Source organism: Pectobacterium peruviense (assembly GCF_003312355.2).
Taxonomy (GTDB): Bacteria; Pseudomonadota; Gammaproteobacteria; order Enterobacterales; family Enterobacteriaceae; genus Pectobacterium; species Pectobacterium peruviense.
Map to the genome: position 1 here is coordinate 4,448,279 of NZ_CP161826.1, position 22,746 is coordinate 4,471,024.

General features: G+C 52.6%; 22 protein-coding genes. 13 read left to right on the top strand and 9 right to left on the bottom strand.

Going from position 1 to position 22,746, the window contains the following annotated elements:
* The first annotated feature begins 2 nt into the window (after positions 1-2).
* From DUT67_RS20000 to nrdG, 3 genes are all read left to right on the top strand, one after another.
* A complete protein-coding gene (locus tag DUT67_RS20000; RefSeq protein ID WP_048258437.1) occupies positions 3-740 on the top strand; it encodes a proteasome-type protease in 738 nt (245 codons plus the stop codon).
* Between the two features lie 407 nt (positions 741-1,147).
* Positions 1,148-3,286 carry an anaerobic ribonucleoside-triphosphate reductase gene (gene nrdD, locus DUT67_RS20005; RefSeq protein WP_113626440.1) on the top strand — a complete coding sequence of 713 codons (2,139 nt, stop codon included), beginning with the start codon at positions 1,148-1,150 and terminating at the stop codon, positions 3,284-3,286.
* Positions 3,287-3,367: 81 nt separating this feature from the next.
* Complete coding sequence (gene nrdG / locus DUT67_RS20010) at positions 3,368-3,832, top strand: anaerobic ribonucleoside-triphosphate reductase-activating protein (protein ID WP_113632199.1); 465 nt, start codon at positions 3,368-3,370, stop codon at positions 3,830-3,832.
* Positions 3,833-3,843: 11 nt separating this feature from the next.
* Here nrdG and DUT67_RS20015 read toward each other — a convergent pair whose 3' ends face one another.
* Genes DUT67_RS20015 through DUT67_RS20025 form a run of 3 tightly spaced genes read right to left on the bottom strand, consistent with a single transcriptional unit; the run spans position 3,844 to position 5,478 of the window.
* Positions 3,844-4,497, bottom strand: a complete 654-nt coding sequence (locus DUT67_RS20015) for a hypothetical protein (protein WP_113632200.1) — start codon at positions 4,495-4,497, stop codon at positions 3,844-3,846.
* Positions 4,498-4,527: 30 nt separating this feature from the next.
* Positions 4,528-5,022, bottom strand: coding sequence for a YhbP family protein (locus DUT67_RS20020; RefSeq protein WP_113632201.1), 495 nt, complete (start codon positions 5,020-5,022; stop codon positions 4,528-4,530).
* A 9-nt stretch (positions 5,023-5,031) separates the two neighbouring features.
* Positions 5,032-5,478, bottom strand: coding sequence for a helix-turn-helix domain-containing protein (locus DUT67_RS20025; RefSeq protein WP_113632202.1), 447 nt, complete (start codon positions 5,476-5,478; stop codon positions 5,032-5,034).
* Positions 5,479-5,632: 154 nt separating this feature from the next.
* On the opposite strand from DUT67_RS20025, the gene DUT67_RS20030 reads away from it, so the two are divergent.
* Positions 5,633-6,901 (top strand): MFS transporter, encoded by a 1,269-nt coding sequence (locus DUT67_RS20030; RefSeq protein ID WP_113632237.1) that lies wholly within the window; start codon positions 5,633-5,635, stop codon positions 6,899-6,901.
* Positions 6,902-6,933: 32 nt separating this feature from the next.
* The gene (locus tag DUT67_RS20035; protein ID WP_048258431.1) at positions 6,934-8,286 is read left to right on the top strand and encodes a pyridoxal-dependent decarboxylase; all 1,353 of its coding nucleotides are present in this window, start codon (positions 6,934-6,936) and stop codon (positions 8,284-8,286) included.
* An 81-nt stretch (positions 8,287-8,367) separates the two neighbouring features.
* On the opposite strand, the gene DUT67_RS20040 is transcribed toward DUT67_RS20035, so the two are convergent.
* The 4 genes from DUT67_RS20040 to DUT67_RS20055 form a co-directional block, all read right to left on the bottom strand.
* A complete protein-coding gene (locus tag DUT67_RS20040) occupies positions 8,368-8,826 on the bottom strand; it encodes a hypothetical protein (RefSeq protein WP_113632203.1) in 459 nt (152 codons plus the stop codon).
* A 235-nt stretch (positions 8,827-9,061) separates the two neighbouring features.
* A complete protein-coding gene (locus DUT67_RS20045) occupies positions 9,062-9,478 on the bottom strand; it encodes a type II toxin-antitoxin system HigA family antitoxin (RefSeq protein ID WP_048258429.1) in 417 nt (138 codons plus the stop codon).
* Complete coding sequence (locus DUT67_RS20050) at positions 9,475-9,786, bottom strand: type II toxin-antitoxin system HigB family toxin (protein WP_048258428.1); 312 nt, start codon at positions 9,784-9,786, stop codon at positions 9,475-9,477. The genes DUT67_RS20045 and DUT67_RS20050 overlap by 4 nt, the downstream gene beginning before the upstream one ends.
* A gap of 159 nt (positions 9,787-9,945) precedes the next feature.
* Entirely contained in the window at positions 9,946-10,497 is a 552-nt protein-coding gene (locus DUT67_RS20055; RefSeq protein WP_048258556.1) for a polymer-forming cytoskeletal protein, read from the bottom strand.
* Positions 10,498-10,968: 471 nt separating this feature from the next.
* Between DUT67_RS20055 and DUT67_RS20060 the strand changes: the two genes are divergently transcribed.
* The 5 genes from DUT67_RS20060 (at position 10,969) to DUT67_RS20080 (ending at position 17,526) form a co-directional block, all read left to right on the top strand.
* Complete coding sequence (locus tag DUT67_RS20060) at positions 10,969-11,904, top strand: aminoimidazole riboside kinase (RefSeq protein WP_048258427.1); 936 nt, start codon at positions 10,969-10,971, stop codon at positions 11,902-11,904.
* Between the two features lie 186 nt (positions 11,905-12,090).
* Complete coding sequence (locus DUT67_RS20065; protein WP_048258426.1) at positions 12,091-13,626, top strand: carbohydrate porin; 1,536 nt, start codon at positions 12,091-12,093, stop codon at positions 13,624-13,626.
* 70 nt (positions 13,627-13,696) lie between these two features.
* Positions 13,697-15,067 carry a sucrose-specific PTS transporter subunit IIBC gene (locus DUT67_RS20070; RefSeq protein ID WP_048258425.1) on the top strand — a complete coding sequence of 457 codons (1,371 nt, stop codon included), beginning with the start codon at positions 13,697-13,699 and terminating at the stop codon, positions 15,065-15,067.
* Positions 15,067-16,476 (top strand): sucrose-6-phosphate hydrolase, encoded by a 1,410-nt coding sequence (locus DUT67_RS20075; protein WP_048258424.1) that lies wholly within the window; start codon positions 15,067-15,069, stop codon positions 16,474-16,476. Before DUT67_RS20070 ends, DUT67_RS20075 begins: the two co-directional genes overlap by 1 nt.
* Before the next feature lie 30 nt (positions 16,477-16,506).
* Positions 16,507-17,526, top strand: coding sequence for a LacI family DNA-binding transcriptional regulator (locus DUT67_RS20080; RefSeq protein ID WP_048258423.1), 1,020 nt, complete (start codon positions 16,507-16,509; stop codon positions 17,524-17,526).
* A gap of 105 nt (positions 17,527-17,631) precedes the next feature.
* Here DUT67_RS20080 and exbD read toward each other — a convergent pair whose 3' ends face one another.
* Together exbD and exbB are read right to left on the bottom strand one after the other, a co-directional pair.
* The gene (gene exbD / locus DUT67_RS20085) at positions 17,632-18,057 is read right to left on the bottom strand and encodes a TonB system transport protein ExbD (protein ID WP_039304187.1); all 426 of its coding nucleotides are present in this window, start codon (positions 18,055-18,057) and stop codon (positions 17,632-17,634) included.
* Positions 18,058-18,060: 3 nt separating this feature from the next.
* Entirely contained in the window at positions 18,061-19,071 is a 1,011-nt protein-coding gene (exbB, locus tag DUT67_RS20090; protein ID WP_080965205.1) for a tol-pal system-associated acyl-CoA thioesterase, read from the bottom strand.
* Between the two features lie 676 nt (positions 19,072-19,747).
* On the opposite strand from exbB, the gene DUT67_RS20095 reads away from it, so the two are divergent.
* From DUT67_RS20095 to DUT67_RS20105, 3 genes are all read left to right on the top strand, one after another.
* Positions 19,748-20,725 (top strand): TRAP transporter substrate-binding protein, encoded by a 978-nt coding sequence (locus tag DUT67_RS20095; RefSeq protein ID WP_048258422.1) that lies wholly within the window; start codon positions 19,748-19,750, stop codon positions 20,723-20,725.
* A 205-nt stretch (positions 20,726-20,930) separates the two neighbouring features.
* Positions 20,931-21,437 (top strand): TRAP transporter small permease, encoded by a 507-nt coding sequence (locus DUT67_RS20100; RefSeq protein ID WP_048258421.1) that lies wholly within the window; start codon positions 20,931-20,933, stop codon positions 21,435-21,437.
* A 15-nt stretch (positions 21,438-21,452) separates the two neighbouring features.
* A complete protein-coding gene (locus DUT67_RS20105) occupies positions 21,453-22,745 on the top strand; it encodes a TRAP transporter large permease (RefSeq protein ID WP_113632204.1) in 1,293 nt (430 codons plus the stop codon).
* The last annotated feature ends 1 nt before the right edge of the window (position 22,746 follow it).

Genomic DNA, 22,746 nt, shown 5'->3' on the forward strand with positions numbered 1-22,746 from the left:
TTATGACGTACTGTGTCGCCATGTGTCTGTCTGACGGCCTGGTTTTTGCTTCCGACTCCCGCACTAACGCGGGCGTCGATCACATTGCAACGTTCAAAAAACTTCATGTTTTTCAACATGATGATGAGCGCGTATTAGTGATCCAATGTGCAGGAAATCTGGCGACAACGCAAAGCATCATCAGCCTGCTCAACGCCCGTATTGACGCGCAGCATACGCCAAACCTTATGCAGGCTAACTCCATGTATGACGCTGCGATGCTACTCGGGGAAACCGTACGCGAAGTGATTCACCGCGATAGCAGCGCGCAGCAGAGCGGCAGTAATACCAATTTCGGCTGCAACCTGCTGCTAGGCGGCCAGATTGGTGGTGAAACACATCGGCTGTTCCATATTTATCCTGAAGGCAACTTCATTGAAGCCACGCCGGACACCCCCTATTTCCAGATCGGCGAGAGTAAGTACGGCAAACCGATCATCGATCGCGTGTTGACGATGGATACGCCGCTGGAACAAGCCATGTGCTGTGCGCTGATTTCTATCGACTCCACCCTGCGCAGCAACCTGTCGGTTGGCCTGCCGCTGGACGTGATGATTTACCGCACCGGCAGTTTTGACAGCGGTGAGCAACAGCGCGTTACCGAAAACAACGCCTATTTCAACACGATCCGCAAAGCCTGGTCAGAAGGGCTAGTAAATACCTTCCGACAGCTTCCCCCCTTCCCTGATAGTCAACCGTAGCTCGCCCCCTCATCGGTCATCGGCATTCAGTAGTCACCGTCACGCTTACTACGAATGCCGAAAAACACCATCTGGCATTTCAGATATTTCTGTACTTTTACTCTTCTACCCATAAAAAAACGCCCGATAAGCTGCCAGACCACGCACCGCAAGCCTTCGCGAACCCCTCACTCAATATGATTAAATTTTGTTCAAGTTCGATTTATCTACTAGGGAGGAATTTCTTTGCTCTACATCAATTTTGCAGCGATAAAAGCGCAAGCGCCCCTACGCAATTTCAATATATAGTGCCTATCCTATAAACACGACCTACATATAGTGTTTATCCACAGTGTCATCCACAGCCCTCTGCAACCCTTGTCGGGTAGGGCTTTTGCCTGTGGATAACCTTTCCAGAGGAAGAAAACGTGAAACCAGTAGTGATTAAACGGGACGGTTGCCAGGTGCCTTTTGATGAAGTTCGCATCAAAGAGGCGGTCGAACGCGCGGCACATGCAGCCGATGTCAATGATGCAGACTACTGTGCAACTGTGGCCTGTGCGGTCGCTCAACAAATGCAGGATAAATCGCGCGTGGATATCCGCGATATTCAAGACGCGGTCGAAAACCTGCTGATGTCCGGCAATTATAAGAAGCTGGCACGTACCTACATCGAATACCGCCATGACCGAGATATTGCGCGTGAGCGTCAAGGTCGCCTGAATCAGGAAATTCGCGGTCTGGTCGAGCAGAGCAACATGGCGCTGCTGAACGAGAACGCCAACAAAGACAGTAAAGTGATCCCAACCCAGCGCGATCTGCTGGCTGGTATTGTCGCCAAGCATTACGCCAAACAATACATTCTGCCTCGTGATGTGGTACTGGCACACGAACGCGGTGAGATTCACTATCACGACCTCGACTACTCGCCGTTTTTCCCGATGTTCAACTGCATGCTGATCGATCTGGACGGCATGCTGACCAACGGCTTCAAAATGGGCAATGCGGAGATTGAGCCGCCAAAGTCGATCTCAACTGCTACCGCCGTCACCGCGCAGATTATCGCGCAGGTCGCCAGCCACATTTATGGCGGCACCACGATTAACCGTATTGATGAAATTCTGGCTCCGTTCGTCACCGCCAGCCACGCGAAACATAAAGCCGTAGCAGAAGAGTGGCAGATTCCAGATGCAGAAAACTATGCCCTGACTCGCACAGAAAAAGAGTGCTACGACGCCTTTCAGTCACTGGAATACGAAGTCAACACGCTGCACACCGCTAACGGCCAGACGCCGTTCGTCACCTTTGGCTTCGGGCTTGGCACCTGCTGGGAATCGCGTTTGATTCAAGAATCCATCCTGCGCAATCGTATTGCCGGGCTGGGTAAAAACCATAAAACGGCAGTATTTCCTAAACTGGTCTTCGCCATCCGCGATGGTCTGAACCATAAAGCGGGCGATGCAAATTACGATATCAAGCAGCTCGCACTGGAGTGCGCCAGCAAGCGTATGTACCCCGATATCCTGAATTATGATCAGGTCGTCAAGGTCACTGGTTCGTTCAAAACACCAATGGGCTGCCGCAGTTTCCTCGGCGTGTATGAAGAAGACGGCCAGCAGATTCATGATGGTCGCAATAATTTGGGCGTTATCAGCCTGAACCTGCCGCGTATTGCGCTGGAAGCCGAGGGCAATGAAGACCGCTTCTGGACGCTGCTCGATCAACGCCTGACGTTGTCGAAGAAAGCGCTGATGACGCGCATTGCGCGGCTGGAAAATGTGAAAGCCCGCGTCGCGCCGATCTTGTATATGGAAGGTGCCTGTGGCGTGCGTTTAAAAGCAGACGACAGCATCGCGGACATCTTCAAGAACGGACGCGCCTCCATTTCACTGGGCTATATCGGCCTGCATGAAACCATCAACGCACTCTTCGGTAGCCAAACGCACGTGTTTGACGACGAGGCGCTACGTGCCAAAGCCGTGGCTATCATCGCCCGTCTGAAGGCCGCCACCGAGCAGTGGAAAGATGAAACGGGTTACGGCTTCAGCCTTTACAGCACGCCGAGCGAAAACCTGTGTGACCGTTTCTGCCGTCTGGATACCGCTGAGTTTGGCGTCGTACAGGGCGTGACGGACAAAGGCTACTACACCAACAGCTTCCACCTTGATGTAGAGAAGAAGGTGAACCCTTACCAAAAAATCGACTTTGAGCTGCCCTATCCGCCGCTGGCTAACGGGGGTTTTATTTGCTACGGCGAATATCCGAACCTGCAACACAACCTCAAAGCGCTGGAAGACGTGTGGGATTATAGCTACACCCGCGTGCCTTACTACGGCACCAACACGCCGATCGACGAATGCTATGAGTGTGGCTTCACCGGTGAATTCGAGTGCACCAGCAAAGGCTTCACCTGTCCGAAATGTGGTAATCATGATTCGGCACGCGTTTCCGTCACGCGTCGCGTGTGCGGCTACCTCGGCAGCCCGGACGCACGCCCGTTCAACGCCGGTAAGCAGGAAGAGGTTAAACGCCGGATTAAGCATCTGGGTAACGGTCAACTGGGTTGATCCCTTCTGGGCCGCAACAATGCGGCCCACCTTTCGCGGCATCGTTAACACACGCCCGCGTCACAACATGGGCTCTACCGTATGAATTACCACCAATATTATCCCGTCGATGTGGTCAACGGCCCCGGCACCCGCTGCACGCTGTTTGTCGCTGGCTGCGTGCATGAGTGCGTTGGGTGCTACAACAAAAGCACCTGGCGGCTGAACTCCGGTCAGCCGTTTACACAGGAGCAGGAAGATCGGATCATCGCCGATCTTCAGGATACGCTCATCCCCCGGCAGGGAATTTCGCTGTCTGGCGGCGATCCGCTACATCCGCAAAATGTGCCTGACATCCTGCGGCTAGTAGAACGTATACGTGCAGAATGCCCCGGCAAAGATATCTGGGTTTGGACAGGCTACGTGCTGGCGGACATCACGCCGGAACAACAGCGGATAGTCGATCTCATCAACGTGTTAGTCGATGGAAAATTTGTGCAAGATCTGAAAGATCCCGCACTGATTTGGCGCGGCAGCAGCAATCAGGTGGTCCACCGCCTGCGTTGATCGATAAGCGTCTACTGAAGCGGCTGCCACTTCCCCAGCGAACGTAATTGATCGGACTCTAGTACCGTAACCCGTGCTTTTGGCTCCGGCGAGAACGCCTGATTCAACAACGCCTGCGCCACCGTTTTCCCCTCAATCGCCCGCCACTTCGCTGGGAATAATCGGAACAGCGGCGCGGCAAGACTCTCCAGTGTGCGACTGTCTTCCCTGTCCCCCAACAGCATCGACGGCTGTGCCAATGTCAGGTGTTGCCAGCCTTGCTGACGCAGCGATTTTTCCGTTTCCCCCTTCACTCGCGAGTAGAAGAAAGGAGACGTTGCACTCGCGCTCAGTGAACTGACGACCAAAAGGTGCGTCGCGCCCAGCGCTAGCGCCACTTTTGACCCTTCCACGACCAGCGTGTAATCCACGTAGCGGAAAGCCTGCTTACTGCCTGCCGTCTTGAGCGTCGAACCCAGGCAACAAAATGCAATATCGACAGGATCTGTCAATTGCGCCAGCGCAGCTGACAGATCGGGATCGTGCGGATTGGCCACTTTCTCTGAATGCGCCAACGGCTTACGGGTCGGTGCATAGATCGTCTCTACCCGATTATTGGCTTTCAGCAGTTCTAACAATTCGTGTCCCACTAACCCTGTTGCACCTAATAACAGTACTCGGCTCATTGGCTTTCCCCCTTTGCTCTACGTCTTTTGTTATCCCATCTTTTCATGCTGGCATTGTTCTTTCTGGCCTGTTTGCTCGTCACGCTGCCAGTAGCGTTTCTTACCAAAGCCCAGCGCATTGTCCGTCATTTTGATTTCTGTCAGTTCAAGCCGCCAAATCGGCGCTTGCGATGCGCGGGCAATAGGGAAGCGAGTGTTGTACCGCGCTCTGGCCGCTTGTGCCGCATCACCGTCTAACTGCACCGCCTGTCCCCGAAACTGTACGCCTTTAATCAGCATCACACTCTTCGGCTGGCCGCTGACCGTACCGGCCACCTGCGGCAGCCTTGCCATGATTTCACCGTGACGTGTCTGCAACTCCGTCATTAGATAGAAGGCTATTTGTTCATCGTCATAAGTATAGAAGCAACTCGCACACCATAATTCCGAATTTTCACCTACGCATAACGTCAGTACGTGCAACTTCTTCAAATAGCGGGAGATTGCCTCAAGATCGCGGCCTGTTTCTCTCAATTCTTTCTGCATCACGGCACCTCAATCCACTTTCTGAACGAACGTATCCTGCCCGACCACCCGTTGGCCTTGCACAGAATGCGGCAGCATGGTTTGCAGAGGCTGCCCGGTGTGTTTATCCAATAGCAGAGAGCGGGGTTCCCCTTCAGCGAACAACTGCTGTTCGCTCCACTGGCGTAGCGCCACAACGAGCGGAAATAGCTGCTCACCTTTTGGTGTCAGAACATATTCCTGATAAGCCGAGCTTTCGGAAACGGGCTGAACGGAAAAAATGCCCTCGTCAACCAAAGTGCGCAGACGGTCGGTAAGAATATTTTTGGCAACGCCCAAACTGCGCTGAAAATCGCTGAAACGGCGGCGATTGTCGAAAGCATCTCGGATAATTAGCAATGTCCAACGATCGCCAACCACATCCAGCGCGCGCGCGACGGGACACACATCCTCTTTCAGACTTTTGCGCTTCACCATGACTATTTCCTCCCCTTTTTCCTGTTCATCCTACCTGCCTTACCCACAAGCTGAAAAACTGACCGCACATTTTCTGGTTGCAGAGTAAAACCAGATCGTTCATGCTTCAACTGGTTTTATTTTGAAACCAAACTGAGTAATGAAAGCCAATATTATGAAAAATAGTCCTATTCATACCACGTCATCCGTCACTGAATATGATCTTTACAGCAATACGCTACCTGCGCAGACGGCATTACCGCGCGCGTTAGTGCTGCTGTTTGCCTGTGCCAGCGCCCTCAGCGTCGCCAATGTTTATTACGCACAGCCGCTGCTGGATGCGCTATCGATAGATTTTCATATCAGTATCGCCGCCGTTGGCGGCGTGATGACGGCAACACAGCTTGGCTGTGCGCTGGCGTTAATTCTGCTGGTGCCGTTAGGTGACATCCTAAACCGACGCAATTTGATGTTGGTACAGTTGAGTGGGCTAATTGTGGCGCTGATTGCCGTTGGGCTAGCCACCACATCTCTGTATTTATTGATCAGCATGCTAGCCGTGGGCATGTTCGGCACGGCCATGACCCAGGGTCTGATTGCTTATGCCGCGACCGCTGCCGCACCACAGGAACGTGGGCGCGTTGTGGGAGCCGCGCAGGGCGGCGTGGTGATTGGGCTTTTGCTGGCTCGCGTACTGTCCGGTTTCATCGCTGATATGGCAGGCTGGCGCAGCGTGTACTTCTTTTCCGCACTGCTAATGCTCCTGCTCGCCGCGCTTTTATGGCGCGCACTGCCACATCAGCCGCGAGCCCAACAGCGCCCGCGCTATTCCGCGCTGCTGCTTTCGATGCTGACCCTGCTGCGTAAAGAACACGTGTTGCAAATACGTGGCGTCATCGCTTTACTGATGTTTGCTGCCCTGAGCATTTTTTGGAGCGCGCTCGTTTTACCGCTAAGCCGCGAACCTTATTTCTTTTCTCATACGGTTATCGGCGCGTTTGGTCTGGTGGGTATTCTCGGCGCACTGGCAGCAGTGAAAGCAGGCTCGCTGGCCGATAAGGGCCGCGAACAGTGGGTCAGCGGCATCGCCCTATTATTGCTGCTGGCATCGTGGCTGCCGCTGTGGTTAGCACCCTATTCTCTCTTCGCCTTGGTGGTCGGCATCATCGTTCTCGATCTGGGCGGACAGGCCATTCACGTTACCAACCAAAGCATGATTTTCAAGACGCATCCCGATGCACACAGCCGTTTGGTTGGCTGCTATATGCTGTTTTATAGCATCGGTAGCGGCCTTGGCGCGATGGCAACGACAGTGGCATATGACGCTGCTGGCTGGTCAGGCGTATGCCTTCTTGGCGCCGCCGTCAGCCTGTTGGCATTACTCTTCTGGAAAATGACGTTGCACGTTTCAGCGCCGTCATCGACCGCATTCACACCGTCATGATAACGGAAACGATTCTTGATAAAGGAAAAACGATGAACGAACTGACATTACTGGCTGATGCCGATGAGCGCGGTAGACGTTATCTGGCGGGGAATACACAGCGTCGGGTTTTTCCCGATGCCGATGCCCTCGCAGGGCTAGCGCGTTTTGATGAAGTGCTGCCGCAACAAGGTTTCTCGCCTGAAGACACCCTAACGCTACTGGATGAGGTCGGTTCACCCGCCACCACCGCTTCTAATGGCCCGAACTATTTCGGCTTTGTTATCGGTGCGACATTGCCAGTTGCCGCTGCCTCCGAGCGATTGATGATCGCCTGGGATCAGTGTGCGTCCACCTTTGATAATTCGCCGGTATCCGCCACGCTGGAACGCCTCGCCAGCCGTTGGGTGCTTGATATCCTGAATTTACCGACAGAAAGTGCCGTTGGTTTCGGCACCAGCGCCACCGCCTGCACCCTTTCTTGTCTGGTCGCCGCACGCCGTGATCTGTTGGCAAAACAGGGCTGGGATTTTGACAACGATGGGCTACTCGGCGCACCTGAGATTAAGGTTGTGATTTCAGCACTGACGCACATTACCGTGAAAAAAGCGCTGCGCGTGCTTGGCTTTGGGCTACGCCATGTCATCGTCGCACCTGTTAATGCGTTTGGGCAGATCGATGTAACACAGCTTCCTCCGCTCGACGAGCGCACCATTCTTTGTTTGCAGGCTGGTGAGGTAAACACGGGCGAATTTGATGACTTTGCACAAATCATTCCGCTCGCTAAAGCGGCAGGAGCTTGGGTTCACGTTGATGGGGCGTTCGGGCTCTGGGCCAGAGCCTCATCTCACGCGGCACTCACTGCGGGTATCGAACTGGCCGACAGTTGGACAACGGACGCGCATAAATGGCTAAACACCCCCTACGACTGCGCGATGGCGATTTGCCGAAATGCGGACGCGTTAGCCGAGGCGATGAACGCGGATGCGGTTTACTCAAGCGCGGCACGCGATGCCCAGAAGAATCTAACGCTCGAATTTTCCCGTCGCCCGCGTGGGATTCCCGTATGGGCGGCATTGCGTACATTGGGGCGTGACGGCGTGGCTGAGATGATCGAACGACACTGCCGGCAGGCAACGTGGATCGCCGACGGCCTGCGCCATGCGGGTTTTGAGATAGTAAATCGGGTGGTGCTCAATCAGGTTCTGCTGCGTGGGGAAACCGACAGCCAAACGACGGCAATACGGGAAGCGTTACAGGCTTCGGGCAAGGCATGGTTTGGCGGCACTGTCTGGCAAGGGCGTCCGGCATTACGAATCAGCGTCTCATCCTGGCGTACACAGGACGACAACGTGCAGGCGCTGATCGCGCTGCTGACGGAGATCAAAGCTCAAACCCCACGCTGAGCGAGGTATAAAACGACTGTCCCCGCAAACGCGGGGACAGGGGGAAAGGATGACGTCATCAGGCCATTGCGTACCGATATGCTAGACGTAAACGCTAATGCTGGAGACTTGTCCCTGAAAGCGATTCAACGCCTCTGCCGCACGTTGCAGACTTTCGGTATTTTGCACTTCACTACGGGATGACGCGCCCGCGACACCTTGCTGAATAGTGTCGAAAACATTAATCGGCTGGAACACATTAGAAGGTGGAACACTCCCACCTTCAGCTGGCGGCGATGAGATAAAACCCAGCAGCGCGGAGCCTTCTTCCCGCCCCAATTGCCCGCTGCTAACCAGACTACCGACCGTTTCGTACAGTTCGGCAGGACTAATGCGGGTGAAATCATACCGCGTCGTCTCACCGGCAGGAACGGCACCACTGCCCGCCTGATAAGACTGAAGCTGTTCGGACAGCGCCACTTTCTCGGCATGCTCTGTAGAACGCTTCGCCATCACCTGCTGGCTGGCAAAGACGGACGACTCTGCGGCTTCAACTTTCATATCACCTCCTTACGGGTAACGTATGGAAGACAAAAACTCATTGGCATAGTGCCTCACCAGTACGGTGAGCACAAAAATAGCGTTCTTTAATACTGACACGCAATCCACCATCGCGCCAGCCAGAAGCGGGATTTGGTTACGCTGGCGCGGGGAGCACTATGATGATGCGGGGAACACTATACTATATAGTGCAGTGCATCATGCTGCTCTTAGCAATAATCGCCGAACCAGCGTGTTAATCGACAAAAGCACTCACGGGAATATTGAATCGCTTAGCGAGTGCCCTCATGTGAGCAAGTGTTAACGTACGCTCACCATTTAGAATACGGGATACCAGAGACTTTTTACCGATCTCAGCTTCAAAATCACTCTGCATTAGCTGATGCTGATCCATGAGGACACGTAGCAAAGCGATACCGGCAGGGAGTGCCTTAATACGTTCGTTGAAGGCTGCAAACTCCGGCGCATCATTTTCGTATTGATCAATTTTGGCAGTCAGCATATCGATTAGCGAACTATCTGGCTCACTCTCGATCAGATATTCAGTGAGTTTCAGTGCATCCTCATAATCCTTACGAGAGGTGCTGCCTCCGAGAAAAGGGACGATACTCGTCAGATCGTTAGCTGCCTTGATGGCGTCTGAATATATCATTCTTTATTCCTCCGGTAATGCTCTGTCAGCCTGTCGTACTCTGCATGGGATGTTATGTGTTTGATGAAGATTTTTCCTCGCTCAAAATCAGCAAAAAACATCACTCGAAGATGCCCACCACCGATATCAATAACCCACCACTTTTCCCGATATTTCATCCTGTCTAAGCTGGGAAAGCGATTTTTCATATCGTCCGGCGTTGCGTACATTTCGCGTTTTATAACTCGATATAGGTCAGCAAGTGCTGCCGCCTGATTCGGAAACTGGTTGGTTGCAGTGTCAAAAGGTGCCCGAGAAATCACATGCATCCTGATTCATTCCCTTTTGTTTCCAAATTGGAAATAATATGCCGTAAACGGAACGAGTTGACAATAAGGAAACCCGTATAATTTACATTCCTGATATTCGGTTTATTCCCCGCTAGCGCGGGGAATACGGAGATCGCATTCAGATGGTAAGAACGAGCCTCACACAGTCGGCGCATTACTCGCTAGTGCAACGACGTTCTCTTGTTCTGCGGGAGCTTTGCTGGTTTTCTCTTTTTTCTTTTCCACATAGGTCAGTTTTTCCTGACTCTGCGTCGGTGGGGTCACCGGGTGGGATTGGCCAGTGAAGATGCCACCCTTTTCGATGGAAAGTTCATCGGTGAAGATATCGCCGAACACTTTTCCTTGCGCCAGAATCGCCACAACGCTGGCGACTACGCGTCCTTCCACACGACCGTTGATGACGATCTGCTGCGATCTCATTTCGCCGTTTATCTGGCCGGTGTGCTCCACTTTAATCGTGTTATCACACTGCACGTCACCTTCTACCTGACCTTCCACAGTGATGTTGCCATCAACGGACAAAGAGCCCGTCATACGCGCGCCCTGAGAAATGAAGGTATCCTTTTTCACACGCACAGGGTTCACTGAATTAATCAACTCGTTCGATGGGCTGATAGCGGGAGAGCTGTTTATTTCACTGCGCCCTTGCGGTTCTTTTACATCTTTTTTATTTTTATCAAATGAAAACATCATGTTATTCCTTTTAACAGTATAGAAAAATGCAATCACGGCACTTGCGGCCAACATGGCAGCCACTCCTTGACCGTAATAGTGAAGGGGAAATTCGCTATAAATATCAACAAGCCAGACGACAACTAATAAAGCCCATATCGCCCATATTCCCCAAAGCAGGTTGTAATTACGCACCGGGATAAACCCAGAAAGAGGTGGGGTAACGCATATCCTTCTCCATTCGTCCTTTTTGCTGCTTAATTTCCAGATTAATTCTGGCCACGCCCCATAACTATCGGATGGTAAGCCCTTTTATTTAGTCCAATGACCGTGGCAACGTGATGACTATCGCATAAATTTTCGCCAATACGGTGTGGAAATGTGAGTTTTATTGATGTGGGTGCATCTCTTCGGTGAAGAGTATTGCGCAGCTAAACCGATTCTTCTATTTTAGCAAACAGTCTGACTATCGTTGATAAGAGTAACTTTATGGCAAACAGAATTTGGGTCATGGGCGACGCCGTTGTCGATCTCATCCCGGAAGATACGGAACGCTATCTGAAATGCCCCGGCGGTGCACCAGCCAATGTCGCGGTTGGCATTGCCAGACTGGGGGGAAGCAGCGCTTTTGTCGGCCGCGTCGGTGACGATGTTTTTGGCCATTTCCTGAAAACGGTGCTGGAACAGGAAAACGTCGATACCTATCACATGACGTACGACAAACACCACCGCACATCAACCGTGGTCGTGAGCCTTGATGACGCGGGTGAACGCACCTTCACGTTTATGGTGCGCCCGAGTGCCGACCTGTTCTTACAACCGGAAGATCTGCCGGTATTCAACCGGAGAGAATGGCTGCACCTCTGTTCTATTGCACTGTCGCAGGAACCGTCGCGCAGTACGGCGTTTGAGGCAATGCGGCAGATTAAAGCCGCGCTGGGGCGAGTTTGCTTCGACCCCAATATCCGTGACGACCTCTGGCAGAGCGAGCAGGAACTGCGCGACTGCCTGACACAAGCGCTGATGCTGGCTGATGTGGTGAAACTGTCGCGCGAGGAGCTGACCTTCCTCTGTCCAACAGCGGATGTTGAAGAAGGGATCCAGCAGTTCATGCAGCGCTACCCCACTCGGCTATTGCTGGTGACGCTGGGCAGCGAAGGCGTCTGGCTGCACGATCGCCACCAGCTACAACACTTTGCTGCGCCGTCGGTAACACCTGTCGATACCACGGGTGCAGGGGATGCCTTCGTTGCCGGTTTGCTGCACGGCCTGGCGGAATATGACGATTTATCGCAGCCGCTGAGCTGGGACCCGATTATCGAGCAGGCGCAGCAGTGTGGCGCACTGGCTACTACGGCAAAAGGCGCGATGACAGCACTCCCCTACGCGCAGCAATTGCACACCCTCCCCGTAGCCAAGCCCTAACCCTTCGGCTCATGCGGTTACCGCCCGGTTTTGTAGCCAGGATCACAGTTACAGAATCGGGTGAGTGAAATTTCTTGCTAACCCTTCTGCTGGCTTTTATTTTCCTCATGAAAAACCGGTTTAGCAATTTAGCTAAACGTGAGAATTCCAAAAACAATAAATCTCCTTCACGACGAGAACGAAAAAATGAAACCAAGCCACCTTGCTGTGACGATAGGATTATTACTCTCCTCCCCGTTTTATGTTTCTGCTGCCAACACCGACAGTATCGAAGACCGCCTGAACGCAATGGAACAGCGTTTGCAACAGGCTGAAGCACGTGCTCAAGCCGCCGAGGCCAGAGCCAATGCCGCTGAAAAGCAAACCCAGCAGCTAGCAACCCGCACAACCCAAACCGAACAAAAAACCCAGCAGGTGGAACAGCGCACGACGGCGCTGGCCAAACAGAAGTCGTTCTCCGATGGATTCGAATTCCACGGCTACGCACGTTCCGGCCTGTCGATCAATGATTCCGCCACCAGTGCCAAAACCGATATCGGGCCGGGCATGTCCCCTGCCGGTCAGACAGGTGGACATATTGGTCGTTTGGGTAATGAAGACGACACTTACGTCGAGCTCAAACTGGAACACAAACAGAAGCTGGATAATGGCGCAACCACTCGATTCAAGGTGATGATGGCGGACGGTCAGCGCAGCTATAACGACTGGACGGCGACCACCAGCGATCTGAACATCCGCGAAGCCTTCGTCGAACTGGGTTCACTGCCGACCTTCACCGGTGTCTTTAAGGACACCACGCTGTGGGCAGGCAAACGCTTCGATCGTGATAACTTCGATATTCACTGGCTAGATAGCGATGTTGTGTTCCTCGCAGGCACCGGCGGCGGGATCTACGACGTGAAATGGGCGGATAGCGCCAAGAGTAACTTCTCGCTGTATGGCCGCAGCCTCGGTGAAATCACCTCGCTGGATAACGACATCAAAAACTACGTCTTTACCGCCAACAACTACGTTGGGCCATTCCAATTCATGCTGAGCGGATTAACGGCCAAGAATAACGATGTAAAAGAAAACACAGGTACAAGCCGCGATAACATCACCGTCACCAATACCAATGCGGGCGACAAAGGCTATCACGCGATGGTGGCTTACCACGGCGACAGCTTCTATGGCTTACGCGACGGGACATCGAAAACCGCGATCCTCTACGGTCACGGGCTAGGCGGCGAAGTGAAGAGTATCGGTTCCGACGGTAATCTCACCAACGATGCCAACACATGGCGCTTTGCAACCTACGGCACAACCGCGCTGAACAAAACCTGGAGCTTCGCACCGTCCATTCTGGCGCAAACCAGCAAAGACCGTTACGTCAGCGGCGATAGCTACGAATGGGTGACCTTTAATGCGCGCCTGATTCAGGAAATCACCGAAAACTTTGCACTGGCCTATGAAGGCAGCTATCAATACATGGACCTCGATCCGCGCGGTTATCGGAGCCTGAATCAGGTGAGCGGCGGCTTCTATAAACTGACCTTCGCGCCTACGTTCAAGGTCGGCGATATCGGCAACTTCTTCAGCCGTCCTGAACTGCGCGTGTTTGCCAGCTACATGGACTGGGATAAACGACTGGATAACTACTCCAACGATGATACGTTCGGCTCCACCGGCTTTAAAGCAGGCGGTGAATGGAACTTCGGCATCCAGATGGAAACCTGGTTCTGATCATTAGCCAGCCTTAGCGTCGATTACGCTGTGATCGACGCTGAAGAAACAGCATATATAGAGGAATAACATGGATATCAACGCTACTGCCGCTGCGCTAATCCCCCTTCTCGGCGGGAAAGAAAACATCGCCAGCGCTGCCCACTGTGCGACCCGCCTACGTCTGGTATTAAATGACGACAACCTGGCTGACAAGAAAGCCATTGAGGGCGTTGACGGCGTTAAAGGCTGCTTCCAGAACGCCGGACAAATGCAGATTATTTTCGGTACCGGATTAGTGAACAAAGTCTATGCAGAGTTCATTAAAGCCGCAGGCATCAGCGAATCAAGCAAATCCGAAGCGGCTTCTATCGCGGCGAAAAAGCTGAATCCGCTGCAACGTCTGGCGCGTCTGTTATCTAATATCTTCGTCCCTATCATGCCTGCGATTATCGCGTCCGGCCTGTTGATGGGGCTGCTCGGCATGATCAAGACCTACGGCTGGGTCGACTCCAGCAGTGCAATCTTCGTGATGCTGGATATGTTCAGTTCCGCTGCCTTTATCATCCTGCCAGTGCTGATCGGTTTCACTGCCGCACGGGAATTCGGCGGTAACCCCTATCTGGGCGCAACGCTGGGCGGCATTCTGACGCATCCGGCGCTGACCAACGCTTGGGGCGTCGCGGGTGGCTTCCAGACCATGCATTTCTTCGGCATGGACATTGCCATGATCGGCTATCAGGGCACCGTATTCCCGGTACTACTGGCCGTCTGGTTCATGAGCATCGTGGAAAAACGTCTGCGTAAAGTTGTACCGGACGCACTGGACATTATCGTCACACCTTTCCTGACGGTCATCATCTCCGGCTTCGTCGCGATGCTGCTCATCGGCCCGGCGGGGCGCGCACTGGGCGATGGTATTTCTCTCGTCCTCAGCACGTTAATTGCTCACGCGGGTTGGTTCGCGGGTTTACTGTTCGGTGGCCTCTATTCCGTCATCGTGATCACCGGCGTTCACCACAGCTTCCATGCCATTGAGGCAGGGCTGCTTGGTAACCCGAATATCGGCGTCAACTTCCTGCTGCCGATTTGGGCAATGGCGAACGTGGCGCAGGGCGGCGCGTGTCTGGCGGTCTACTTTAAAACGCGTGACGCAAAAATCAGAGCGATTGCCGTTCCGGCGGGGCTTTCCTGTCTGCTGGGTATCACCGAAGCAGCGATCTTTGGTATCAACCTGCGTTTCATCAAGCCGTTCCTCGCAGCACTGGCAGGCGGTGCACTCGGTGGCGCGTGGGTCGTCTTCAATCACGTCAATATGACGGCCGTCGGGCTGACCGGTTTTCCGGGGCTGGCCATTGTGCAAGGTGGATCGATGCTTAACTATCTGATTGGGATGTTGATTGCATTCGGTGCCGCCTTTGTCATTTCCTTACTGCTGAAATACAAAACGGATAGCGAATAATGAAGGAAGTCCACTTAGTAAAGCGCATGGCGCACGCCCTGATGTCAGGTCACTCACGGAAACAGGAAGACCCGTATCGCCCGGAATGGCATCTGTCACCGTGTGTGGGTCTGCTTAACGATCCGAACGGATTTATTCATCATAATGGGCGTTACCATCTGTTTTATCAGTGGAATCCTTTAGCCTGTGCCCACGGAGCAAAATTCTGGGGGCACTGGAGTTCCGCCGATTTGGTGAACTGGAAGCATGAACCCGTCGCGCTGGTGCCGAGCGAAAGCTATGAAAGCCACGGCTGCTACTCCGGTTCTGCCGTCGTGGACCAAGGTGCAATCACGCTGATTTATACCGGTAACGTCAAATACGATGACGGTTCACGCACCGCGTTTCAGTGTCTCGCCCGCGAAAATTCTAACGGAGAATACGACAAGCTGGGCGCGGTTCTGACGCTCCCGGACGGCTACACTGGCCACGTTCGCGATCCCAAAGTGTGGCATCATGACGACCACTGGTACATGGTGCTCGGCGCACAGGATCTCGATCTTCAGGGGAAGGTCGTGCTCTATCGCTCCGCCGATCTACTGGCGTGGGAAAAGATCGCCGAGATCGCCGGTTCTCGTTTGAGTGGGCTCGGTGATTTTGGCTATATGTGGGAGTGTCCAGACCTGTTCCCGCTGGATGGCAAAGATATACTGATTTGCTGCCCGCAGGGCGTTCCCGCCGAAGACGAACGTTATCTGAATACCTTTCAGGCGGGCTATTTCATTGGCTCACTCGACTACGAGAGCGGCGTTTACCCACATCAGGATTTCCACGAACTGGATCTCGGCTTTGAGTTTTACGCTCCACAAACCACGCTGAGTGAAGACGGGCGACGCCTGCTGTTTGGCTGGATGTCGATTCCTGACGACAATGAGTTTTTTGAACCGACGATCGAGCACGGCTGGATCCATATTATGACCTGTCCGCGTGAACTCACGCGGCATGGCGATCGCGTTTACCAACGTCCTGCGCGCGAATTGCAACAGTTGCGTAGACAGCATTACACCTGGCAAGGTGCCGCAGACTACGCCTCGCCGCTGCCCATAAGTAGCGCGGAAGTGCTCATCACAGTTCAGGGGGAATTCCAGCTCAATCTTGCCTCCCAGCTTGTTCTCTGTTGGGACGGCGAGCGTGTAACGATGAGCCGACGCAACCGCCGCACTGGCGAGCCCGAGCACCGCTACTGGCGCGGCGACCTGAGTCAATTGCAGATATTATGCGATCGCTCCAGCGTTGAAATTTTTATCAACGACGGCGAGGCCGTGATGTCTGCACGCATGTTCCCAGAAAGCGAGGCGACCATGACGTTCAGTGGCTCTGGGCGATTAACGCTACAACACTGGCTGTTAGCGCAGTGCGTGATAGAATAACTTTCCTTTTTTCTGATAGCAGACCACGCGGTGAAACCGACTAAACGCATAACAATCAGTGACATCGCCGCGCTGGCTGGTGTATCAAAATCCACCGCCAGTCTGGTGCTTAACGGCCGTAGCAAAGAATTCCGCGTTTCTGATGAAACGCGCGATCGCATTTTAGCCGTCGCGCACGAGCAGCGTTATCAGCCCAGCATTCACGCACGTTCACTGCGTTCCTCACGCAGTAACACGTTGGGGCTGGTAGTGCCGGAAATGACCAACTACGGCTTCGCCGTGATTTCCCGCGAGCTGGAGATGCGGTGCCGTGAAGCTGGGTTACAGCTGCTGATTGCCTGTACCGACGAAAATGCCAGTCAGGAGATGATGGCGGTCAACAGTCTGGTACAGCGTCAGGTCGATGGCCTGATTGTCGCCTCCAGCCTTCTGAGTGATACCGAGTATCAGAAAATTAACCAGCAGCTACCTGTCGTGCAATTTGACCGGATTATTGGTGATTCCACCCTGCCGATGGTCATTTCCGAAGCGGTAGAATCCACGGCGGAAATGGTCGAGCGTATCGCCCGCCAGCATCGTGATGAGTTCTATTTCCTTGGCGGCCAGCCGCGAATTTCCCCGACTCGCCACCGTCTGGAAGGCTTCCAGCTTGGGCTGGCACGTGCCGGCATCGACTGCCAGCCAGAGTGGATTCTTCATGGTAGTTACCACCCCAGCGCAGGTTACGAAATGTTTGCTCAGCTGTGTGCGACGCTGGGTCGTCCGCCAAAAGCACTGTTTGTTGCCGCCTGTGGCTTAATGGAAGGGGTGCTGCGTTATATGAACCAGCATAACCTGATGGAAAGCGGCATCCGTCTGTGCTGCTTTGACGATCACTATCTGTTTGATTGTTTACCGCTGAAGATCGATACCGTGGCACAGGATTGTGAAAATCTGGCACGCAACAGCTTTGAAATGATTACGAGTTTGATCGCACAACAGCCGCTTGAAGAAGATCGACGCTATATCCCGACGCGTATTCACTGGCGTCATCCTGACTCGCGGGCATAGCCATAGCCCAACACACTTCACCAGCAGGTAGAACGTAAAAAGGGAATGTGGTTAGCGCCGCTTCTGAGAGCTTCGCATCACATTCCCTTTTGAATCGATCAGCCGTTATTTAGCGGCAGCGGTTTCCGCACCAACCAGGCCCACCTTGAGGTAGCCCGCTTTACGCAGTGAATCCATCACGCTCATGATGGTTTCATAATCGACGCTTTTATCTGCCTGAAAGAAGATGGTCGTTTCTTTGTTGGCACTGGTTTTTGCATCCAGCACCTGAGCCAGCGACTGCTCGTTAACCACCTCTTCCCCCAGAAACATTTGCTTATCCGCCTTTACCGTCAGGTAGAGCGGTTTTTCTGGCCGCGGCTGCGGTACTGCCGATGAAGCAGGTAGATCGACACGAATGTCTACCGTTGCCAGCGGGGCTGCTACCATGAAGATAATCAGCAGAACCAGCATGACGTCAATGAACGGCGTGACGTTAATGTCATGCATTTCACCGTCATCACTCACGTCCTCCTTCAAATGCATCGCCATGACTTAACCCACCCGCAGTTTGTGCGCGGCTGAAGACGCCCGGTTATCGTTGCTGGCAGCCACATCGAGATCGCGACTTTGCAGCAGCAGCACTTGTGCCGCCACATCACCGACTGTCGCTTTGTAGCCAGCAATCGAGCGTGCAAAGACGTTATAGATGACAACCGCAGGAATCGCCGCAACCAGACCAATCGCCGTCGCCAGCAGGGCTTCCGCGATACCCGGAGCAACTACCGCCAGGTTAGTCGTTTGCGTCTGTGCGATTCCGATGAAGCTGTTCATGATGCCCCATACTGTACCGAACAGCCCCACGAACGGTGCAACCGCGCCGACCGTTGCCAGATAGCCGTTACCACGCCCCATGTGACGCCCGGTAGCCGCCACACGACGTTCCAGACGAAACGCGGTGCGCTCTTTAATCCCGTTGTTATCATCAGAACGGGCGGACAGTTCCAGTTCGTTCTGTGCATCGACCAGCAATTGCTGCGCTACGCTACCTGCTTTGAACGCATCCGCCGTTTCCAGCGCATCGTCGAGCGTTTTCGCCTGTTCCAGCGCCAGATATTCACGGCGCAGTCGACGTTTCGCGCCAGACATTTCGACGCTTTTACTGAAGAAGATCGCCCAGGTAATCACGGAAGCCAGCAGCAAACCGATCATTACCGTTTTCACTACGGCATCAGCGTGCTGGTACATGCCCCAGACGGACAAGTCGGTTTTCATCAGATTGTTAGTGCCCGGCGCCGCACTGGCAGGAAGCGTGAGCGCTGACGTTGATGCTTGTGCATCGGTCGTCACGGGTGCGGAAGGGGACGCAGCAGCAGGCTGCGCGGCTGGCGCGGCATTCTGTGTCGATAACGGCGTCGTTGCCTGAGCCGCAAACGCATTTCCACTTAGTCCCGCCGTACACAGCAGGATAACCAGCACGCTACGGGAAAATGCGCTGAACGCGCCACGTTTTTTTTGCCAGGTTGATAACACCTGTTGAGTTGTATTACTGACAGCCGTCTTCACGCTGTGCCTCCACCATTCGTTCTGTACAATATCCACACATACCCACAGGTATCAATGCAGCAATAACGCAGCCTGAAATGATACCAAACCCTGAACGGATTGATAGTAGTTCTCATTATTATTTACATCAGATAACCCACTTTTTCTTGCGTTCTGACAGGGTTTTTGGGGGTATTACCTGCACATCGACAGGAAAGGCATAAGAAAATCATAAAAAATAGCATTCAGGAATATATCTGGCAGGTGGCAGGCGCTGGGGCTCATCTAAAACTCAGTTCTATATCATGAGGTTTTTGTGATCGACATTAAGTTATCACACCATTTCATGATGGCTGGCGATAAGTTTAGTGAAATAAATAGAAACATAAGTACACAATAAGATAAATAAAAACACCAAGTTACGTATATTTAGATTAAGAAACCAGTAATAAAATCCATATAAAACAGCATTTCACATTAGCTTTTTCTTTTGTGACACGAGTCATTCTACCAAGTTGTATAATAGGTTAGCTTAATCCACAGAGAATATCGGCGCGCGCCACAATAATAGCTCACATAAGGACGCCGTCCTCTCACCCGTAAACCCTCTGTTCATTACTCTATTTTTCATGGGTTTACATTTTTAATGTCACCATTTGATTATCGATAATGTCACCCTACCTCTGGAGATAACTCAATGAAGCTGTCGAAAACATTGATCGGCGTTTGTCTGGGCTCTACTGCATTACTGATGAGTCAAGCGATTCAGGCACAACAAATTAAAGCCTCTGATGTTCACCCTGAAGGTTACCCTAATGTCGTTGCTGTTCAGAAAATGGGAGAGAAATTAAAAGCTGCCACCAATGGCAGGCTGGAAATTAAAACCTTCCCCGGCGGCGTATTAGGTGATGAAAAACAAATGATTGAGCAGGCACAGCTCGGTGCGATTGATATTATCCGTGTATCAATGACGCCCGTTGCCGCTATTTTACCGGAAATAGAGGTCTTCACCCTGCCCTATATTTTCCGTGATGAAGATCATCTTCACAAAGTACTGGACGGAAAAATTGGCCAGGAAATTGGTGACAAGATTACCCATAGCAGTAAATCAAAATTGGTTTTCCTGGGCTGGATGGACGCGGGAACGCGTAATTTAATTACCAAACAGCCAGTAGCAAAACCTGAAGATCTTAAAGGCATGAAAATTCGCGTTCAAACCAGCCAGGTTGCTCTCGCAACGTTGAAAGCCATGGGGGCTAACGCCATCGCCATGGGCACCAGCGAAGTCTTTAGCGGCATGCAAACCGGCGTCATTGACGGTACCGAAAATAATCCACCGACCTATGTTGCGCATAACTACATGCCTGTTGCCAAGAATTTCACCTGGAGCCGCCACTTCATTATTCCTGAGTTGTTCCTGTATTCCAAAACCAAGTGGGATAAGCTTTCCAAGGAAGATCAGGATCTTATCCTGAAGCTGGCAAAAGAAGCGCAGCAAGAACAACGCGTACTGTGGAATGAATACAATCAGCAATCACTGGATAAAATGAAGGCTGGTGGCGTTCAGTTCCATGAAATCGATACCGAGTACTATTTCAAAGCGACGCAGCCCGTACGCGATCAATTTGGTGCCAAATATCAGGAGCTGATTAAAGCCGTCGCCGACGTCCAATAATTCAGACCGCATTCCAGCGGATAAATAGCAGAATATTGACGAGCATATTTACGTAATTAAAACGGTGATAATGGAAGGCTAATCCATTATCACCGCGCTACGGCTTTGTCAGCGATCTCCGTTATCTATTATCCGCCACCCTAATGGCCTGATATAAACAATTATCCTTCGCTTATCACTCAGCTGAGTGAATATAGGTGACACAATGGCACAGTCTTATCACTTAAGTATGGATGTACTCTATCGTATTGCCATGTGGGTTTCTGGTCTGGCGTTACTCATTATGACGCTAATAATTCCTATCGGCATATTTGCACGTTATGTTTTAAATGCTGCATTATCCTGGCCGGAACCCATTTCGATTATTTGTATGGTGACGTTTACTTTTGTAGGCGCAGCAGTCAGTTACCGTTCCAACTCACATATTGCCGTCAGCATGTTGACCGACAGATTGCCAGAATCCGGTAAGAAGATTTGCATTCATTTGTCGAATCTCCTGATGCTCTTAATTAGCCTGTTTATTCTCTATTACAGCACCGTGCTCTGCATGGAATTATGGGAACAACCCGTCGCAGAGTTTCCATTATTAACCGCGGGTGAAAGTTATTTACCGCTGCCTATTGGCTCGTTAATTACCGTGCTCTTCATCATCGAAAAAATGTTTTTCGGCCCGCAGGATAAACGCCCTGTGGTCATGCTTGGTAGTTCTTAATTCGGAGCCAATACCATGGATGCATTTATTCTTGTTGCCACGCTGGCTGTGCTGCTGGCGGTCGGCGTTCCCGTCGCCTACGCGGTAGGGCTGAGCGCGATTGTTGGCGCTTTCTGGATCGATTTGCCACTTGAGGCAGTCATGATTCAAATTACCAACGGCGTGAACAAATTTTCGCTGCTGGCGATTCCCTTCTTTATTCTGGCTGGCGCTATTATGGCTGAAGGCGGTATCGCCCGTCGTCTGGTTAGCTTCGCGTACATCTTTGTCGGCTTTATTCGCGGTGGCTTATCGCTGGTTAACATCGTGGCATCGACATTTTTCGGTGCGATATCCGGCTCTTCCGTGGCAGACACGGCCTCAATCGGCTCAGTGATGATCCCGGAAATGGAGAAGAAGGGTTATCCGCGCGACTTCTCCGCCGCCGTCACCGCCAGCGGTTCCGTGCAGGCCATTCTGACACCACCTAGCCACAACTCCGTGATCTACTCGCTGGCAACCGGCGGCACGGTTTCCATTGCCTCACTGTTTATCGCAGGGATCCTGCCCGGTCTGCTGCTCAGCCTGACCCTGATGGTGATGTGCGTCGGTTTTGCGCATCGACGCGGTTACCCGAAAGGCGAACGTGTGCCGTTTCGTCAGGCGCTAAAAATCTTTGTCGATACGCTGTGGGGGCTGATGACAGTCGTCATCATCATGGGGGGGATTCTGTCCGGTATTTTTACCGCGACCGAGTCTGCGGCCATCGCCTGCCTGTGGTCCTTCTTCGTGACCATGTTTATCTATAAAGATTATAAATGGTCAGAACTGCCCAAGCTGATGTACCGCACGGTAAAAACCGTCACGATCGTGATGATCCTGATCGGCTTCGCCGCCGCGTTCGGTGCTATCATGACCTACATGCAGTTGCCAAGCCGCATTACCGAGTTTTTTACCTCCATTTCAGATAACAAGTACGTCATCCTGATGTGGATTAACATCATGCTGTTACTGGTCGGCACGCTGATGGACATGGCACCGCTGATCCTGATTCTGACTCCCGTTCTGCTGCCTGTCGCCATCTCACTCGGCATCGATCCGGTCCATTTCGGCATGATCATGCTGGTGAACCTTGGGATCGGTTTGATTACGCCACCGGTAGGGTCGGTGCTTTTCGTCGCCAGTGCAGTGAGTAAACAGAAGATAGAACAGGTTGTTAAAGCGATGCTGCCCTTCTACTGTGGGCTCTTCTTTGTGCTGATGCTGGTCACCTACATTCCAGCCATCTCGCTCTGGCTGCCTAAATTCTTTGGCGTCCATACGGGTTAAC

What these genes read in the sequence shown, in the direction of transcription:
- DUT67_RS20025 (WP_113632202.1), bottom strand. Translation starts at nt 5,478, where the DNA reads ATGGTGAAGCGCAAAAGTCTGAAAGAGGATGTGTGTCCCGTCGCGCGC.
- DUT67_RS20105 (WP_113632204.1), top strand. Translation starts at nt 21,453, where the DNA reads ATGGATGCATTTATTCTTGTTGCCACGCTGGCTGTGCTGCTGGCGGTC.
- DUT67_RS20020 (WP_113632201.1), bottom strand. Translation starts at nt 5,022, where the DNA reads ATGCAGAAAGAATTGAGAGAAACAGGCCGCGATCTTGAGGCAATCTCC.
- DUT67_RS20015 (WP_113632200.1), bottom strand. Translation starts at nt 4,497, where the DNA reads ATGAGCCGAGTACTGTTATTAGGTGCAACAGGGTTAGTGGGACACGAA.
- DUT67_RS20040 (WP_113632203.1), bottom strand. Translation starts at nt 8,826, where the DNA reads ATGAAAGTTGAAGCCGCAGAGTCGTCCGTCTTTGCCAGCCAGCAGGTG.
- DUT67_RS20030 (WP_113632237.1), top strand. Translation starts at nt 5,633, where the DNA reads ATGAAAAATAGTCCTATTCATACCACGTCATCCGTCACTGAATATGAT.
- DUT67_RS20095 (WP_048258422.1), top strand. Translation starts at nt 19,748, where the DNA reads ATGAAGCTGTCGAAAACATTGATCGGCGTTTGTCTGGGCTCTACTGCA.
- nrdG (WP_113632199.1), top strand. Translation starts at nt 3,368, where the DNA reads ATGAATTACCACCAATATTATCCCGTCGATGTGGTCAACGGCCCCGGC.
- DUT67_RS20065 (WP_048258426.1), top strand. Translation starts at nt 12,091, where the DNA reads ATGAAACCAAGCCACCTTGCTGTGACGATAGGATTATTACTCTCCTCC.
- DUT67_RS20055 (WP_048258556.1), bottom strand. Translation starts at nt 10,497, where the DNA reads ATGTTTTCATTTGATAAAAATAAAAAAGATGTAAAAGAACCGCAAGGG.
- DUT67_RS20075 (WP_048258424.1), top strand. Translation starts at nt 15,067, where the DNA reads ATGAAGGAAGTCCACTTAGTAAAGCGCATGGCGCACGCCCTGATGTCA.
- exbD (WP_039304187.1), bottom strand. Translation starts at nt 18,057, where the DNA reads ATGGCGATGCATTTGAAGGAGGACGTGAGTGATGACGGTGAAATGCAT.
- DUT67_RS20100 (WP_048258421.1), top strand. Translation starts at nt 20,931, where the DNA reads ATGGCACAGTCTTATCACTTAAGTATGGATGTACTCTATCGTATTGCC.
- DUT67_RS20050 (WP_048258428.1), bottom strand. Translation starts at nt 9,786, where the DNA reads ATGCATGTGATTTCTCGGGCACCTTTTGACACTGCAACCAACCAGTTT.
- DUT67_RS20070 (WP_048258425.1), top strand. Translation starts at nt 13,697, where the DNA reads ATGGATATCAACGCTACTGCCGCTGCGCTAATCCCCCTTCTCGGCGGG.
- DUT67_RS20035 (WP_048258431.1), top strand. Translation starts at nt 6,934, where the DNA reads ATGAACGAACTGACATTACTGGCTGATGCCGATGAGCGCGGTAGACGT.
- DUT67_RS20060 (WP_048258427.1), top strand. Translation starts at nt 10,969, where the DNA reads ATGGCAAACAGAATTTGGGTCATGGGCGACGCCGTTGTCGATCTCATC.
- DUT67_RS20000 (WP_048258437.1), top strand. Translation starts at nt 3, where the DNA reads ATGACGTACTGTGTCGCCATGTGTCTGTCTGACGGCCTGGTTTTTGCT.
- DUT67_RS20045 (WP_048258429.1), bottom strand. Translation starts at nt 9,478, where the DNA reads ATGATATATTCAGACGCCATCAAGGCAGCTAACGATCTGACGAGTATC.